The 18,600-nt window shown below is 30.5% G+C and carries 14 protein-coding genes and 2 tRNA genes; all 16 read left to right on the plus strand.

Features of this window, described 5'->3' with window-relative positions:
• Positions 1–195 precede the first annotated feature (195 nt).
• The 16 genes from cysJ to ffh all read left to right on the plus strand — a co-directional run bounded on the left by cysJ (position 196) and on the right by ffh (position 18,591).
• Positions 196–2,013 carry an NADPH-dependent assimilatory sulfite reductase flavoprotein subunit gene (gene cysJ / locus CBquer539_RS00810; protein ID WP_500836572.1) on the plus strand — a complete coding sequence of 606 codons (1,818 nt, stop codon included), beginning with the start codon at positions 196–198 and terminating at the stop codon, positions 2,011–2,013.
• The gene (gene cysI / locus CBquer539_RS00815) at positions 2,013–3,737 is read left to right on the plus strand and encodes an assimilatory sulfite reductase (NADPH) hemoprotein subunit (RefSeq protein WP_500836573.1); all 1,725 of its coding nucleotides are present in this window, start codon (positions 2,013–2,015) and stop codon (positions 3,735–3,737) included. The genes cysJ and cysI overlap by 1 nt, the downstream gene beginning before the upstream one ends.
• Positions 3,730–4,491 carry a phosphoadenylyl-sulfate reductase gene (locus CBquer539_RS00820; RefSeq protein ID WP_500836574.1) on the plus strand — a complete coding sequence of 254 codons (762 nt, stop codon included), beginning with the start codon at positions 3,730–3,732 and terminating at the stop codon, positions 4,489–4,491. Before cysI ends, CBquer539_RS00820 begins: the two co-directional genes overlap by 8 nt.
• 284 nt (positions 4,492–4,775) lie before the next feature.
• Complete coding sequence (cysG, locus tag CBquer539_RS00825; protein WP_500836575.1) at positions 4,776–6,209, plus strand: siroheme synthase CysG; 1,434 nt, start codon at positions 4,776–4,778, stop codon at positions 6,207–6,209.
• A gap of 17 nt (positions 6,210–6,226) precedes the next feature.
• Positions 6,227–7,141: a sulfate adenylyltransferase subunit CysD gene (gene cysD / locus CBquer539_RS00830; RefSeq protein ID WP_500836576.1), complete on the plus strand. Its 915-nt coding sequence runs from the start codon at positions 6,227–6,229 to the stop codon at positions 7,139–7,141.
• A 9-nt stretch (positions 7,142–7,150) separates the two neighbouring features.
• Positions 7,151–8,578: a sulfate adenylyltransferase subunit CysN gene (gene cysN / locus CBquer539_RS00835; RefSeq protein ID WP_500836577.1), complete on the plus strand. Its 1,428-nt coding sequence runs from the start codon at positions 7,151–7,153 to the stop codon at positions 8,576–8,578.
• 13 nt (positions 8,579–8,591) lie between these two features.
• On the plus strand, positions 8,592–9,230 hold the full coding sequence (gene cysC, locus CBquer539_RS00840) for an adenylyl-sulfate kinase (protein ID WP_500836578.1): 639 nt from the start codon (positions 8,592–8,594) through the stop codon (positions 9,228–9,230).
• 363 nt (positions 9,231–9,593) lie between these two features.
• A complete protein-coding gene (locus CBquer539_RS00845) occupies positions 9,594–9,869 on the plus strand; it encodes a septum formation initiator family protein (protein ID WP_500836579.1) in 276 nt (91 codons plus the stop codon).
• Positions 9,870–9,923: 54 nt separating this feature from the next.
• Complete coding sequence (gene ispD / locus CBquer539_RS00850) at positions 9,924–10,649, plus strand: 2-C-methyl-D-erythritol 4-phosphate cytidylyltransferase (RefSeq protein ID WP_500836580.1); 726 nt, start codon at positions 9,924–9,926, stop codon at positions 10,647–10,649.
• Between the two features lie 15 nt (positions 10,650–10,664).
• Entirely contained in the window at positions 10,665–11,138 is a 474-nt protein-coding gene (gene ispF, locus CBquer539_RS00855; RefSeq protein WP_500836581.1) for a 2-C-methyl-D-erythritol 2,4-cyclodiphosphate synthase, read from the plus strand.
• A 605-nt stretch (positions 11,139–11,743) separates the two neighbouring features.
• Positions 11,744–12,685 carry a peptidoglycan DD-metalloendopeptidase family protein gene (locus CBquer539_RS00860; RefSeq protein WP_500836582.1) on the plus strand — a complete coding sequence of 314 codons (942 nt, stop codon included), beginning with the start codon at positions 11,744–11,746 and terminating at the stop codon, positions 12,683–12,685.
• A gap of 1,027 nt (positions 12,686–13,712) precedes the next feature.
• On the plus strand, positions 13,713–16,352 hold the full coding sequence (gene alaS, locus CBquer539_RS00865) for an alanine--tRNA ligase (RefSeq protein WP_500836583.1): 2,640 nt from the start codon (positions 13,713–13,715) through the stop codon (positions 16,350–16,352).
• A 186-nt stretch (positions 16,353–16,538) separates the two neighbouring features.
• The gene (gene csrA / locus CBquer539_RS00870; RefSeq protein WP_250256021.1) at positions 16,539–16,724 is read left to right on the plus strand and encodes a carbon storage regulator CsrA; all 186 of its coding nucleotides are present in this window, start codon (positions 16,539–16,541) and stop codon (positions 16,722–16,724) included.
• 152 nt (positions 16,725–16,876) lie between these two features.
• Positions 16,877–16,966, plus strand: a tRNA-Ser gene (locus CBquer539_RS00875).
• A gap of 14 nt (positions 16,967–16,980) precedes the next feature.
• A tRNA-Arg gene (locus CBquer539_RS00880) sits at positions 16,981–17,054 on the plus strand.
• A gap of 175 nt (positions 17,055–17,229) precedes the next feature.
• The gene (gene ffh / locus CBquer539_RS00885; protein ID WP_500836584.1) at positions 17,230–18,591 is read left to right on the plus strand and encodes a signal recognition particle protein; all 1,362 of its coding nucleotides are present in this window, start codon (positions 17,230–17,232) and stop codon (positions 18,589–18,591) included.
• The last annotated feature ends 9 nt before the right edge of the window (positions 18,592–18,600 follow it).

Here is an 18,600-nt window from a genome sequence, read left to right on the forward strand (position 1 = left end):
AATAATATTTATTAATTAAATATGAATTTTTTGTTCATATTTAGTGTATTTATGTATGTTAATAATCCATATTGTTTGATACTTAGCTAAATTAAATTAGATTACGTGGATATGTAAGTATTTTAGCAAGATGTGCGTGGCTTAATTCATAAGTTTTGTTATCTATAAGACAATATTAAGTAGTTTGGTTTAACGATGAAAAAAAATGCATATAACGAAATAACACCGTTAACTTCAGAACAATTAGATTATATTCAATCATTTTTTGATACTTTATCTAGTGCTCAACTGATTTGGATATCAGGGTATTTGTGGGGATTAACAGGTGTTATGAAATCTGATAATACTGCAGATATTTCTAAAAAAACTAAAATTACTGATGTTTATCTTAATAAAAAAATCACCTTAATATCTGCTTCTCAAACTGGCAATGCGCGTCGATTAGCTGAGCAATTACTTGGTGATATTACTGCGGCTAATTTGGACGTAGTATTGTTCAACGCTGGAGATTATAAATTTAAACGAATTTCTCAAGAAACATTGTTAATTATTATTACTTCTACATATGGAGAGGGAGAGCCTCCAGAAGAAGCGATTGCGTTGCACAGATATTTATTTTCTAATAAAGCAACTAAAATGGAAAATACGTATTTTGCTGTATTCAGTTTTGGGGATCAATCCTATGAATATTTTGCTAAAGCTGGAAAAGATTTTGATCTGCGATTAGAAGAACTTGGAGCGCATCGGTTATGCGATCGAGTCGATGTCGATATTGATTTTAAACAAGAAACTAAAATATGGAGAAAAAAAATAGTCCTTTTGTTAAAAAACAAGATAATATCTACTCCTATATTTAATAAAAATAATAGAATTTATGATATTGAACGAGCAAATAATACTGTATATAATAAAGACAATCCATTAGTTGCTCATTTATCAACAAGATATAAAATTACTAGTCGTAATTCATTTAAAGATGTGCATCATTTAGAAATTGATATTACTGATTCTAATTTACATTACCAACCAGGAGATGCATTAGGGGTCTGGTATGAAAACGATCCAAATCTTATTAATGAATTATTAGATTTATTAAGCTTAAAAGGAACTGAGCGGGTACAGATTAAAGAAAAATCAATGCTTCTTACGGAGGCATTGAAAAAAAATTATGAATTAACACATAATACTCCTGTTTTTGTAAAAAATGTAGCTACTATCGCTCAAGATAAAATGTTGCTTGATTTATTTAACGATCAAGAAAAATTAAATAAATTCATTTTAACTACACCTATTATTGAAATGATGCATCATGTGTCAATTACAATAAGTCCTCAAGAGTTATTGCAAATATTACGTCCTATGCAACCCCGATTTTATTCTATTTCTTCTTCTCAATCAGAAGTGGGAGAGGAAGTGCATATTACTGTGAGTGTGATCCGTTACAAAGTAAATGAACGTTTGAGAACAGGTGGTGCTAGCAGTTATTTAGTAGATCGTATAAAAGAAAATGAAAAAATACGTATTTTTATTGAATCTAATAATAATTTTAGGTTGCCAAACAATCTCAATGCTCCAGTAATTATGATTGGAGCTGGGACAGGTATTGCTCCGTTTCGTGCTTTTATGCAACAACGAGCTGCAGATGGTGCATCAGGAAAAAACTGGTTATTTTTTGGGAATTTAAGATTTATAGATGATTTTCTTTATCAAATTGAATGGCAACGTTATGTTAGGGATGGTTTATTGACCAAAATTGATACAGCTTGGTCTAGAGATCAAGATGTTAAGATCTATGTGCAAAACAAATTATTAAAAAATAGTGTTGAACTTTGGTCATGGATTCAAGAAGGAGCTCATGTTTATGTATGTGGCGATGCTAAATATATGGCTCGAGATGTAGATAAAGCTTTAGTTATGTTGGTATCTAAACATGGGGGTATGAATTTGGATAAAGCGAATGAATTTTGGCATGATATGCGAATACAACATCGTTATCAGAGAGATATTTACTAATGAATAAAAAATATAATAATGATGACAAAAATATAAGCTTATTATCTGATAATGAGCGAATAAAACGAACAAGCAATTTTTTAAGAGGTACTATTGCTCAAAATTTAGACAATAATTTAACTGGCGGTTTTAATGCAGAAGATTCTCAATTAATTAGATTTCACGGTATGTATCAACAAGATGATCGTGATGTACGCATAGAGCGAGCAAATCAAAAATTAGAACCATTAATTAATATGATGCTACGTTGTCGTTTACCGGGTGGTGTAATTACCCCACAACAATGGCTAGCTATCGATGACTTTTCAGAAAAATATACCTTATATGGAACAATACGTCTTACTACTCGACAAACCTTTCAACTACATGGTTTGCTGAAACCTAACTTAAAAAATATGCATCGTTTGTTAAATAAATTGGGATTGGATTCTATAGCTACCGCTGGAGATGTAAATCGCAATGTAATATGCACAGCTAATCCGATGGAATCAACATTACACTGTCAAGTATGGGAATTAGCAAAAAGTATTTCTGCACATTTGTTACCGAAATCTCATGCATATGCAGAAATTTGGCTAGATGCAAAAAAAACAGAATCTACAGATTCTGAGCCAATTTTAAGTGCTACTTATTTGCCTCGTAAATTTAAAATAGCAATTGCGATACCGCCGATAAATGATGTGGATGTTCATGCTAATGATCTTAGTTTTATTGCTATCAAGGGTGATAAAACTGATCAGATAATTGGTTTTAATGTATTAGTCGGCGGGGGACTGGCGATGAATTACGGAGATATCACTACATATCCTCGTAAAGCTAGTGAATTTGGATATATTGATACAAAAGATATTTTAAAGATTGCAGAAGCTGTGGTCACCACACAAAGAGATTGGGGGGATAGATCTAATCGTAAACATGCTAAAACAAAGTATACTTTAGCTCGAGTTGGAGTAAATACATTTAAAGCAGAAGTTGAACGTCGTTCTGGAATAAGATTCCGTCTAATTCATCCTTACGTATTTACAGATAGAGGAGACCGATTTGGGTGGGTACAGGGTATTGATAGTTGTTGGCATCTTACTGTATTTATAGAAAACGGAAGAATATCAAATCATGATCCCCGTAAATTATTAAAACGTGGAATCGCAGAAGTTGCACGAATACATTTAGGATCCTTTAGATTAACTGCAAATCAAAATTTGATTATTTCAGGAGTATCCAAGGATAATAAATTCATTATAGAAAGCACATTGAAAAAGTATGGCGTGATTAATGATCATATCACGCCGCAACGAAAAGCATCTATGGCATGTGTAGCTTTTCCTACTTGTCCATTAGCTATGGCAGAAGCAGAACGATTTTTACCAGAATTTGTTACTAAAATAGAAAATATCATGTCAAAGTATAAACTAGGAAAAGATGCTATTATTTTACGGGTAACAGGTTGTCCAAACGGTTGTGCTCGTGCAATGTTATCAGAAATTGGATTAACAGGAAGATCAATTGGGCGTTATAACCTTTATTTAGGGGGTAATAATATCGGCACGCGCATTCCTAGATTGTACAAAGAAAATATTACAGAAGGTGATATTTTAAATATTCTTGACACAACTATTAGACGTTGGTCTCAAGAAAGAAATCATCAAGAATCTTACGGAGATTATGTAGTAAGGTCTGGGATAGTTAAGGCTGTTTTAAATTCTGAAAAAGATTTTTATGAATAAACTATTCAATGTGGTCAATCATTATTGGACCTCTACAGAACTCAATTCACTGGATATAAATGAACAGCGTTTGATATTAATGCAAATAAATCAATATTTGGAATCTTTGAAGACGGAAGACAGATTTATGTGGGCTATAGAACACCTGCCTAAACAAGCAATATTATCTTCAAGCTTTGGTATTCAGTCATCAGTCAGTTTACATTTAACTACTCATCATTATCCTAACATTCCGATTGTTTTAATTGATACTGGCTATTTATTTCCAGAAACATATCGATTTGTAGATCGACTGACAGAAAAAATGCAATTAAATTTACATGTATTTTCTCCAAAGCAATCTGCAGCATGGCAAGAAGCACGATATGGTAAATTATGGGAGCAGGGAATAAAAGGAATCAAACAATACAATGCTATCAATAAAGTCGAACCTATGCATCGTGCTTTAAGAATACTTAAAGTGAAAACATGGTTTGCAGGACTAAGAAGGAATCAATCAGATAGTCGTAAAAATTTGCCAATAATAACTATTCAGAATGGAGTTTTTAAGTTTCTACCTATAATTGATTGGGATACGCCTCAGATTCATAAATACATTAAAAAACATTCTTTAGAATATCATCCATTGTGGAAACAAGGGTATGTGTCTATAGGAGATGTGCATACTAGCAGAAAATGGGAACCAGGTATGAAAGAAGAAGATACACGTTTCTTTGGGTTACAACGTGAATGTGGTTTACATATTATTGATTGAAATTTATTATTTATATGAAATGGTTATTTGATATACTTTATTTATACATATATGATAAATACGTCAGTAATAATATATGTTGTTAACAATAATTAGATTAAAGTATGAGTAGTCATATTTTTCTGATTATACAAAATATATGATCATATATATATTATTGTATGAAAGTAAAATATTAAATTTCTAAAAATGCATATACTAGATATGAGAATATCTATAAAAAATATTACATATATGTTAAATATTTGTTAATACTTATCACATTTAATCATAAACATAATTCTGTGGAATATTTACCGCTCTTTGTTGATCTTAAAAATAGGCCAGTGTTAGTAGTTGGAGGGGGTGCTGTTGCTGCGCGTAAAATACAAATGCTACAAAGAGTGGGCGCTACTATCACAATAGTAGCGCCCACTCTTTGTCCAGAATTAAAAAAAGTTTTACTTGTACAAAATATTAGTTGGATCAATGAAAATTTTCACCCTATTATGTTAAATCAAGTAATTTTAGTAATTGTGGCCACCAATGATTCTAAATTAAATACTTTAATATACCAAAGTGCTGAAAAACGAAATATTTTAATAAATACTGTGGACGACAAGAATAAATGTTCGTGTATTTTTCCTGCTATTGTTGATCGAGATCCTGTGTTAATAGGAATTTCTTCTTGCGGCAAAGCACCTACACTAGTGCGTATTTTACGTGAAAAACTAGAATTGTTATTACCAAAGTCTCTCGGGTTTTTAGCAAAATTGGCTGGAACATGGCGTAATCGAGTAAAACAACGTATTGTAGATCCAGCATGCAGACGTTGTTTTTGGGAAAAAATATTTTATAATGATCATATTGTTACGTTAATTGAACAGGGTAGGCCTAAAGAAGCCAATGAAGCTTTTAAATATGCGCTTAGTAATATCGAAGGCGATAATAATAATAACAAAAAAGGCAATGTAACGTTAGTAGGAGCAGGTCCCGGAGATATAGGATTGTTAACTATTAGGGGGCTGCAAGCAATGCAACAAGCAGATGTAATACTATATGATCACTTGGTAAGTTCAGCTGTTCTAGATTTAGCTCGTCGAGATGCTGATAAAATTTGCGTCGGAAAACATGTTGGGAATCATTCAATTTCTCAAAAAGAACTCAATCAATTCATAGTGCAATTAGCGCAAAAAGGAAATAAAGTTGTCAGGCTTAAGGGAGGAGATTCATTTATTTTTGGTCGGGGTGGAGAGGAATTACAAACAGTATCGGAAGCAGGCATTCCTTTTCAAGTAGTTCCTGGTATTACAGCAGGTATCGGTGTTACAGCGTACGCTGGTATTCCATTAACTCATAGAAAGTATGCTCATAGTGTTGTTTTCATTACCGGGCATAATGCAAACAGTGATAATCAATTTAACTGGAATTTTTTATCAAATAATAAACAGACGTTAGTAATTTATATGGGTAAGATGAATGCTGTAAACATTAGTAAGAATCTAATCATTCATGGACGAAATATGCATACCCCGGTAGCTGTAATCAGTCGGGGAACATATCAAAATCAAAAAATTTTAATTGGTACCTTAATGGAATTAGAAAAATTGGCAAAAATGGCTGATTATCCCACCTTGTTAGTTATTGGTGATGTTGTATCGTTACATGATAAAATAAATTGGTTTGGTCAGAAAGCGCTGAATTACTATTCTATTAATTCAATTATTAATTTGATATAAATTAAAAAGGGTAATATATGATTCAAAATAAAAAACATGTTACTTATTTGCATAGATTAGAATCAGAAAGTATCTATATTATTCGCGAAGTAGTTGCTGAATTTTGCAAACCAGTTATGTTGTATTCTGTTGGTAAAGATTCTTCGGTGATGTTGCATTTAGCACGAAAAGCATTTCATCCTAGCACATTACCTTTTCCTTTGTTACATATTGATACTGGCTGGAAATTTCATGAAATGTATGTATTTCGTGACAATACCGCTAAGTCGTATGGTTTTGAGTTATTAGTTCATAAAAATCTAGAAGGTATCTCTATGGGAATTGATCCATTTGTTCATGGTAGCGCCAAATATACAGATATCATGAAAACAGAAGCACTTAAACAAGCGTTGAATCAGTATGGATTTGATGCTGCTTTTGGAGGCGCTCGTCGTGATGAAGAAAAAGTTAGAGCTAAAGAGCGGATTTATTCGTTTCGAGATAAATTTCATTCCTGGAATCCTAGAAAGCAACGTCCGGAATTATGGTATAATTATAATAGTAAAATTAATAAAGGAGAAAGTATTCGTGTATTTCCATTATCTAATTGGACAGAGTTGGATATTTGGCAGTATATTTTCTTTGAAAAAATTGACATAGTGCCGCTATATTTAGCAAAAAATAGACCTGTGATATGCAGAGACGGCAATTTAATTATGGTAGATGACAATCGTATTAATCTTAAGCCTGGGGAATTTATAGAAAAACGTATGATACGATTTCGTACGTTGGGATGTTGGCCATTGACCGGAGCGATAGAATCTCAAGCAGAGACATTACCTAAAATAATTGAAGAAATGTTAATATCTAAAAAAAGTGAGCGCCAAGGGCGAATCATAGATTTTGATCAATCCGGATCTATGGAAAGCAAAAAACGTCAAGGGTATTTTTAGGGAACCATTATGATTAGAGGAATAGAACAAGAAATTGTCAGTCACGGAGGGATTGAAAATTATTTATATGCACAACAAAATAAAATGTTGTTACGTTTTATTACATGCGGTAGCGTAGATGATGGAAAAAGCACTTTAATAGGACGATTATTGCATGACTCTTATCAGATTTATGATGATCAACTATCTATTCTTCATGCGGATAGTAAAAAAATTGGCACTCAAAACAATAAATTAGATTTAGCATTGTTGGTAGATGGATTACAATCAGAACGTGCGCAAGGCATTACTATAGATGTTGCTTACCGTTATTTTTTTACTAGAAAACGTAAATTTATCATTGCTGATACTCCAGGACATGCAGAATATACAAAAAATATGGTTACTGGGGCCTCTACTAGTGAATTAGCTATTTTATTAGTTGATGCTCGTAAAGGCATACAGAATCAAACTAGAAGACATTGGTTTATCACTATGCTTTTAGGTATTCGATATCTCATAGTAGCAATTAATAAAATGGATTTAATAAATTACAATCAAAAGATATTTCAAAAAATTAGCAAAGAATATTTACAGTTTACTCAGCAGTTATCTACTAAGATAAATACCAAATTTGTTCCAATATCTGCTTTAGATGGAGATAACGTTACAACATTATCAACAAATATGAAGTGGTACGATGGTCCAACATTGTTGGATATATTGGAAGATATTCATATAAATAGTTCTGCATACTTTGAGGGACAAGAATTGCGTTTCCCGATACAGTATGTAATTCGTCATAATTCAGATTTTAGGGGTTATTCTGGTACTATCGCTGCTGGCAGTATGCATATTGGACAACGTATTAACATTTTTCCATCAAATACTACTTCTACTATTAAACGTATTATCACATTTAATGCAGACCAAACACATGCTTGGGCTGGAGAAGCAGTTATTGTAACCTTAGAAGATGACCTTGATATTAATAGAGGAGATATGATAATTGATTCTTATGCTACTGTTACGCCCGTTCAAAGTGCATTAGTGGATGTAGTATGGATGAAGAAGGAAGCGTTAAAAGAAAATCAATATTTTAATATTAAGATTGCTACTAAAATTATAAGAGCGCAAGTAAGAAGTATAGAACATCAAATAGATGTACATACCTTACAATCCCAACCAACAAATACGATACCATTCAACGGAATTGGGTTGATCAAATTGTCATTTGATGAACCATTGATATTAGATCAGTATTCTCGTTACCCAACAACTGGTAGCATGATATTTATTGATTTATTCACGAATGAGACTGTAGGAGCTGGAATGGTTCGTGCGCCTATCGTACACTGTAATCGCGAACGCAACAAAAATTATAGTGAATTCGAATTAGCATTACATAGATTTATTCGTCTTCATTTTCCTCATTGGAATATCCAAGATTTATCATAACGATTATTATATAATGACTAATAATAACATTAATCGTATCTCTAACAGAAATATTTTCTGGCACACTTATTGTATAAAACAACGAGATCGTGAGCTTTTACATAAACATCGTGCTATATTACTATGGTTTACAGGGCTATCAGGATCTGGGAAATCAATTTTAGCTAGTATTTTGGAAAAAAAGTTACATGATAGAAATATCAGCACGTATATATTGGACGGAGATAATATACGACATGGATTATGTCGTGATTTAGGATTTAGCAATCATGATCGCTATGAAAATATACGTCGGGTAGGAGAGACAGCACGATTGATGGTTGATGCTGGTGTGGTAGTATTAGCGACATTTATTTCTCCCTATCATTCTGAGCGTAAAATGGTACGTAGTATGTTTCCTGTTAATTGTTTTATTGAAATATTTGTTGATACTCCGTTATATGTTTGCGAAAAACGCGATCCAAAAGGTTTGTATAAAAAAGCTAGATCTGGAGAAATAGAAGATTTTACTGGTATAAGCTCTCTTTATGAAAGACCAAAAAAACCAGATCTATGCTTAGATGGTCAAAAATCGATAATAGAATTAATCGATCAAATATTGCGTTCATCATTTATTGAATCTTTGTGTAAAATAGATCATCATACTAGATAATACACAACATGGATTTATATGTTTAGTAATTTTATGAATAGTTATTTTTTACAATGGGATAGATGATGTATGGAAAACACTGTTCCTGCTAGCAGCAATTATTTTGTATAATAACCTGAAATAAATCTTTGTAAAAAGAGATATTCTGCAATAAGCAAATGATGTATAATTATTCCGAATTAATTCATTAATTCTAGTATATATTATGCGCCATATCAACAACTACATATTATTATGTCTTTAATGGTTGTCGTTACTTATTTAATAGATGTTTTATTTATTGTCAATGACAGCAAATTAATGGATACGGTGAATGCAATTGATATATTATTACTAAATATAATGAATTGACAGTGTAAACATATGAACAAGTTGAGTTGTCTGTTGTTGGTGTTGTTTGTTTGGTTACAATATTCACTTTGGTTGGGTAAAAATGGCCTGTATGATTTGATATACATCCATAATACAATTAAATTATATAAGAGTATAAATAATATTGATCAAATGAAGGCTCGTAATAATCAATTGTTATATGAAATTTATGAATTGATTCATGGATATGAAGCAATTGAAGAGCGATCAAGATATGATCTTGGTATGATTAAACTCGATGAGACTTTTTATCTAATAAAATTGTGATAACAATATTAATTAAATAAACATCAATGCTTTGGTTTAATGATATTGGTGTATATGATTTCGCATGCTAAATGTGTTGAAAACAATTTTCCGGATATCACTGCTATTCTTCCAGCGGCAGGAACTGGAAAACGTATGAAAAGTGTATTGCCGAAACAATATTATACAATAGGCGATAAAACTTTGCTTGAATATTCTATTAACGCCCTATTATGTCAATCATGTATTCGTCATTGTATAGTAGTAATTAATGCACGTGATCGTTGGTTTCGTCAATTATCTATTTCTTGTGATCCTAGAATTAGTGTGGTTGTTGGAGGACAAACGCGCGCTGATTCAGTCATGGCTGGGTTGCAACATGTAAACAAATCAGTTTGGGTTATAGTACATGACGCGGTGCGTCCTTGTTTACATCATGAAGATTTATTGAGGTTATTTGAAATCACAAAATTTTCTCAAGTAGGTGGAATTTTAGCAATACCAATCTGTAATACTATCAAAAGAACTTATCATGGGACTAATTTTATAAGATATACTGTAGATCGTGAAAATTTATGGCATGCTTTGACCCCACAGTTATTTAATTGTGATCTTTTAAAATGTTGTCTCAAAAAAGCTTTAAAAAATAAAATTAGTATTACTGATGAAGCATCAGCTGTAGAATATTGTGGGTACACGTCCATTTTGATACAAGGTCGTGCAGATAATATAAAAGTTACTCATCAGGATGATTTAAGGTTAGTTAGTTTTTATTTGTCTAAATTATATAAAAAAACTTAACAGGATAGTTAAAGTATGTTACGTATTGGCTATGGTTTTGATATGCATCAATTTGGAGGATGTCGACCGCTTATTATCGGAGGAGTGATCATTCCCTATATGACAGGAATACGAGCACATTCCGATGGCGATGTCATGGTTCATGCGCTAATTGATGCTTTATTGGGAGCTGCTTGCTATGGTGATATTGGTTCAATGTTTCCAGATACTGACGCTAAATATAACAATATAGATAGTCGAAAATTATTACGAATTACTTGGGAAAAAATTATCATGCAAGGGTACTTATTAGGAAATATAGATATTACTGTGATCCTACAAGTCCCAAAAATAAACACATATATTTATCAGATGCGACATCATCTGTCCAATGACGTAAATTGTTCAGTAACTAACATTAATATAAAAGCGACTACCACTGATACATTAGGATGTATTGGTCGCTCTGAAGGTATTGCGTGTGTAGCGGTGGTCTTGTTAACGCGTTAATATTTATTAAAGTATAAAAATTGCAATTTTTATTTTATAGTTAACACATATACATTTACCAAACACGATGGTTTTCTATTTAGCGAAAATATTACTATCGTTATTAGTATACTACTGAGATCACTAGTAGTATGTTGTACATATAAGCGGATACATATGTTTGTATTTTATTTATTTTAATATTTCCTCATGAGGAAATAACATCAATGATTTATACACAAACACGAAATTGTTAAATTTTATAAAGAACCTGTTATTTAAGTAATCATAAAATAACAGGTTTGGTGGACCTTGTCTATAAACAAAAATATATTTACATATATAGTTATTATAAATATTATAGATACTTACAAAAATTACTAAAAGGTTCTATTATTGTATATTACAAAACATGTATATCATACATGGTGTACCATGTATGATATACATGTTTCTATATTTAAGTCTATAAGTGATTTATTTATACTGAAAGTATATAATATACATTTGATATCAGTATTGAATATGTACGTTTTGCGCGTACAGTTATTTATAGTTTGTGATTTTTGAAATAGATAGATTATTAATAGAAATAGCAAGGATCCAAGGAGTTTAGTATATCTGTTATGCTAGTAGATAGCACATCGATAATTTATATAATAGTGATTCTTGTATTTCTGGAAGGATGTTCTAATGACAATATCCATAGATACCGTAATAAATATGCATCACGATCTATAAATTCTGATGTTACAATACACATACCTCAAGATAAGAAAACAAATATATGGTATTCACAAAAAATCTCCACTACTAGTGTTCATACATACAATAATATGACTCACGGTTTTTATAATAAGTCTATGTATACGGTAAAATCTGGTGATACTTTATTTTATATCGCTTGGATTACAGGCAACAATTGTTTAAATTTGGCAAAAATGAACAATATTAAAGATATAAATGTATTAAAAGCAGGACAAGTCTTACGAGTACACCATAATACAATATGGTCATATTTTGAACAATTGTCAGGAAGAATTTTTATTTCTTTTAATAATAGTGACAATATTTTAAAGAAAATATTTTTTTTTATTAAAAAACAATTGTTTTTTAATAAAACGAATAAAAATACTTATTCGGATATAAATAGATACCATAATATTGTTTCTTCGTCAAACATGTCAGAATTAGTAGTAGTTAAGGATTGGTACTGGCCAGCAAATGGTACAATTATTAATACTTTTTCTGATGCTGAAAGAGGTAACAAAGGAATTGATATATCCGGAGCTTTAGGTCAACCTATATTAGCTGCTGCAAATGGAAAGGTAGTATACATTGGTAATACGTTGCAGGGATATGGTAATTTGATTATCATTAAACATGATAATCATTATCTTAGTGCTTACGCACACAACGATAAGATATTAGTTTCTGAACAACAAACGGTTAAAATGGGCGACAAGATTGCTACTATGGGTAATAGCGGAACTAATGAAGTAAAATTACATTTTGAAATTAGATATAAAGGAAAATCTGTAGATCCCTTATGTTATCTCCGAAAATAGATAATTTAAATTACTTATAAATTAGCATTTCGTTTCAAACATATACAACATATATTCATGAAAATAAATATTATTTATAATTTTTAATTTGTATGGATTATCTATTAATATCTTCATTTTTAATGCTTCTGAGTAGCTATACATTCCAAAATACATATATGCGTAACATTTATATCTGATTCTACGCATTAGGTTATAGCAACTGCTTATACAATGGTAAGCATAATGCATATATAGTGATAATATTTTAATGAAAGTATAATTAGTTATTATGATAAAAACAACAATTTTGGTTGTATTTTGATCATGATAAGTGAATTATGTTTAATTCAGAAAGATCACATGATATTTATCATATATTGTATCTAAAAAAGTTGACAATAAAAAATATGCAATGAATCATCATATCATCAATAACAATATACTTCAATGTATTCTTGTTAATTTTTAAAATGCATAATTAGAATATATGTTGTGTATATATTTTAGTACAACATTGTTGTTAACAATGTTTAATAAATCAGTACATTAGTCTATAGAAATAGATGAATATTCATACTACGTGTTTATATTGAAATTAATATTTTCTGCTAATTTGATAATTACTAGCATTTAAAATCGAGGATATTATTCAATAAATATAGATTTTAATATGCTGTATATTTATGTATAAAAATACAATAATATGCATTATTAATGATAAATGTTATATCTATGATTATGCATAACCATGTAAAAATAATTTTTATAAATTACTTAAATATACTATCCTTATTGCTAATAGTAATATAAGATTAATTAATGTATTTTATACTTTATATTTTAAAATTTGTTTTTAACATAATTAATTATTGTATTTCTAGTAATAATTAATAGTTTATATATGAATAACGTGAATTTTATACACATAAATTTAAATAATATTTTGTGATTTTTTATTTCTATCTTTTTTAAAGTTGTTTATAGTATATAATTGTATGAATTATATACATGTGTGTGGGATTTTTATTTCATGATGGAATCCTGTATGTACAAAGACATTGACGATATTCGTCAAGAGTTTCTTAATTTTTTTAAAAAAAAAGAACATAAAATTGTTTCAAGTAGCACTTTAGTCCCTGATAATGATCAAACATTATTATTTACTAATTCTGGTATGAATCAGTTTAAAAATATATTTTTAGGTATAGATAAGCCGTTATTTAGGCGCGTCGTAACTGTGCAACGTTGTGTACGTGCTGGAGGCAAGCATAATGATTTAGATAATGTTGGATATACTGAACGACATTTAACATTTTTTGAGATGTTAGGTAATTTTAGTTTTGGAGATTATTTTAAACACGAAACTATCCAATTTGCTTGGGAGTTATTGACTGACGCTAATTGGTTCAATCTATCTAAAGATAAACTATGGGTAACAGTGCATATTTATGATTGTGAATCCTACGATATTTGGACAAAACAAACAGATATCCCCAATGAACATATTGTAAAAATTGGTAGTAATACAAACGATTTTTGTGATTCTGATAATTTTTGGCAAATGGGCAACGTTGGGCCTTGTGGACCTTGTTCAGAAATATTCTATGATCGTGGAGACCGGTTTAAAGGAGGACCCCCTGGAAGTTTAGAAGCACTTGGAGAAAGATATGTCGAAATTTGGAATTTGGTATTTATACAATTTAATCGTCAAAAAAATGGTCATCTTTCATCACTTCCTATGTTGTCAGTAGATACTGGAATGGGTTTAGAGCGTGTTACTGCAATATTACAGGGAGTACATAGTAATTATTTTATTGATGTATTTAAAAAATTGATATTTTCTATATCTCAAATTATTCATATCAATAATATTAATACGAATAGATCTGTATATGTAATAGCTGATCATATTCGTACATGTTCGTTTTTAATTCAAGACGGAGTCCTGCCTTCCAATGAAGGACGCGGCTATGTATTACGTCGTATTATTCGTAGGGCTATTCTTCATGGGAAAAGATTGGGTATAAATGACATTTTTTTTTATAAATTAGTGCCTCCTCTTATCAAATGTATGCAACATATGGCTGATACATTATATGAAAAAAAAGACTTTATAGAAAAAATTTTATTTAGTGAAGAAAAATTATTCCAAGATACTTTAAAAAGAGGCCTAGAAATATTAGAAAAACAATTGGTAGGATTAAAAGGCAATGTTTTAAACGGGGAAATAGCATTTTATTTATATGATACTTATGGGTTTCCTTTAGAATTGACTCAAGATGTTTGTTTAAAACGTGACATACACGTGGATCAAGTGGGTTTTGATCAAGCCATGTTGATACAAAAAAAAGATACAAAAGAATCAAATAGATTTGATATAACTAACACAAATGTATCACTTTGTAATCTATCAAATATATTTGTTGGATATAATGAATTTACTTGTAAAGCTCGAGTAATAGCATTATTCCAAAAAAATAAATCAATAAACAAAATTTATGAAGAAGAAGAAGGAACAGTGATTCTAAATAATACTCCTTTTTATGGAGAATCTGGAGGTCAAATAGGAGATTGCGGTCAATTAAATACTATATCTGGTTTTTTTAAAGTTATTAATACTAAAAAATATGGACGAACAATAGGTCATTTAGGAACAGTGAAAGCTGGAACTATTAGTGTGGGAGAGGAGATAGTTGCTCAAGTAGATCGGCATAAAAGGAAATGTATTTCTTTCAATCATTCCGCTACGCATTTGTTACACGCTGCATTATTTCAAGTTCTAGGTTCCCACGTAATACAAAAGGGATCTTTGGTAAACGATCGATATTTACGTTTTGATTTTTATCATCATGAAACGACAACGGCGATACAAATGAATACGATAGAAAATATTGTAAATCAACAAATTTGGGAGAATTTTCCTATTACAGTTGATGTTATGTCAATAGAAGCAGCTAAAAATAGCGGAGCTATAAGGTTGATAAATAAACAATATGATCATACGGTTCGTGTTCTAAGAATAGGAAATTTTTCTATCGAATTATGTGGAGGAACGCATGCTACACGTACCGGGGAAATTGGTTTATTTGTAATTACTAAAGAATTTAGTATTGCTTCTGGAGTTAGACGTGTTGAAGCGGTGACTAGTAATACAGCATTATCTGTAATACATCAACATAAAATGCTACTTCAAAATATTTTGCAATCGACTCAAAGTGATAATGAAAATATATTAAATAAAATATATGAATTTAAATCTCGTTGTCGAAAACTTGAAAAAGAAATAGAGCGTTTAAGAAATAAAGAAGTCTTACAACAAAGTTTGTCCTTCATCAAGGATATCTATTATATTAAAGATGTACGAGTTTTAATAAAACAAGTTATCAATATGACACCAAAGACGTTACTTAATATAGTAGATTGTCTTAAAAATCAATTAAAATCAGGAGTAATTGTTCTTATTAATGTTAATAAAAATAACAAAATTAATTTAGTAGCAGCTGTTACTAAAGATTTAATAGAGCATAATCGTATAAATGCTCTAGATTTAATGAATTGTATAATGAATACTTTTGGCGGAAAAGGTGGGGGTAAACCTGATTTTGCGCAAGCAGGCATTAACAAAATGACAACTACATCTAAAGTGTCTATTGAAGTAGATTCCTTATTACATAATATATTGTAGATAATTATAAGTATACTAGAAGTTGCTTTAAAGTAAAAATTGTTAGTATATTTTGAAAGTAGTGCGCTAAGAATCAATATAAGAATCAAAGTATCAGATATGAAGATATCTATTTCATGTTATTAAAAATTAAAAACAGTAAAATTTTAAGAGGTTCGGTTATTTGAATTTTTCAAGGAGTAAAGAATGCTTATTCTGACTCGACGAGTTGGTGAAACTCTCGTCATTGGAGATGAGGTGACAGTAACTGTATTAGGTATTAAAGGGAACCAGGTCCGTATTGGTGTAAATGCTCCCAAGGAGATATCTATACACCGAGAAGAAATTTATCAACGTATTAAAGCTGAAAAATCAGAACAGAATTTGTGCTAAATTTGTTATTATTTAAAATAAATTTCTGACAATAGTAGTTTTATAACATAAAATTTAGTTGTAAATTACGTAAAAACAACGTAATGTAACAGAAATTTTTCTGGTCTGAGAAAGAAAATAAAATAAATCAAATTAAAATAGATAAAATATTCAGTGAGGTGGCCGAGTGGTTAAAGGCACTCCCCTGCTAAGGGAGTATATAGTTTTATACTGTGTCGAGGGTTCGAATCCCTCCCTCACTGTTAGTAACAACGATGCACCCGTAGCTCAATTGGATAGAGCACTCGGCTACGAACCGAGCGATCGGAGGTTCGAATCCTCTCGGGTGTATTGTGTGTTATTTTAAATCATTGAATAGTAAAAAAAATTGATTTTTGATTGTATCAACGTTTTTATTTCATTACAATGAAGCAACGTAAAGCATTCAAGACTGTATTTTATGATTATTTTGTATGATTTGACAATAAATTTATTACAATATTTACTTTGATTTTGAGCGATAGAAATGTTTAAAAACTTATCCAATAAAATATCACAATCAATACGTAGCATCATTGGTTCTGGACGTTTAACAGAAAAGAATATTAAAGAAACCTTAAATACAGTTAAGTTTTCTTTATTGGAAGGAGATGTAGCGTTACCTGTAGTACACAGTTTTGTTGACAAGGTTAAAGAAGGCATACTTGGAAAAGATATAAACCAACATTTAACTCCCGGTCAAGAATTTATTAAAATAATGCATGCCTCTTTAGTAAAAATTATGGGAGAAGGATCTAGTGATTTAAATTTAAATACTCAAATGCCATCAATAATACTAATAGTAGGCACACAAGGTTCTGGTAAAACTACTACTATTGGAAAACTTGCTAGATTTTTAAAAATTAAAAAAAATAAAAAAATACTGGTGGCATCAATTGATGTATATAGGCCAGCAGGCGCACAGCAATTAAAATCACTGATAAGTTTTGAAGATATCGATTTTTTTTCAGATTACGATATTGGGAATAAACCAATTGATGTAGTAAAAGCAGCAGTTATTAAATCTAAATTATTGTGTTATGATGTTTTATTAATAGATACTGCTGGGTGTTTAGATACGGATGATGTTTTACTTGCAGAATTAGCTGAGATTCATAATGTTATTGATCCTGTAGAAACTTTATTTGTTGTAGATTCTATGATCGGACAAGTAGCTATTAATAGCATAAATGTGTTTAATAAAACTTTACCGTTGACTGGGATTATTCTTACTAAATTAGATAGCGATACACGTGGAGGTGTAGCTTTATCTATTAAATATCTTACTGGCAAACCTATAAAATTTATAGGAACAGGTGAAAATATTGATGCATTAGAGTTTTTCAATCCACCCAGAATAGCTGGGCGTATACTCGGCATGGGTGACATACTTTCGTTAATTGAAGATATTGATAACAAAGCAGAATGGGTTAAAGAAAAAAAACATTTTAATAAAAGTAATGTAGACTTTAATTTATGTGATTTCTTAGGTTATATACGACAAATACGCAGTATGGGAGGAATTAATAAAATAATAAGTAAGTTACCTCTTAATTTAGGGATGAATTTAGATAGCGTGCGATCATACACTCATGATAATACGTTTATACATATGGAAGCTATAATTAACTCTATGACCTTCGAAGAACGTATGAATCCAGATATAATTAAAGGATCTAGAAAGAAACGTATCGCTAATGGATCTGGTGTACATGTACAAGATGTGACTAAGGTATTAAATACATTTAACCATATGCGTGTTATGATACAGAAAATAAATAAAAACGAAATATTCCGCATGATACGTACATTAAAAAATAAAATATCGTCTAAATTTCCAATTGGTTAAAAAATATTT

The sequence above is a fragment of the Blochmannia endosymbiont of Camponotus quercicola genome, assembly GCF_059935335.1.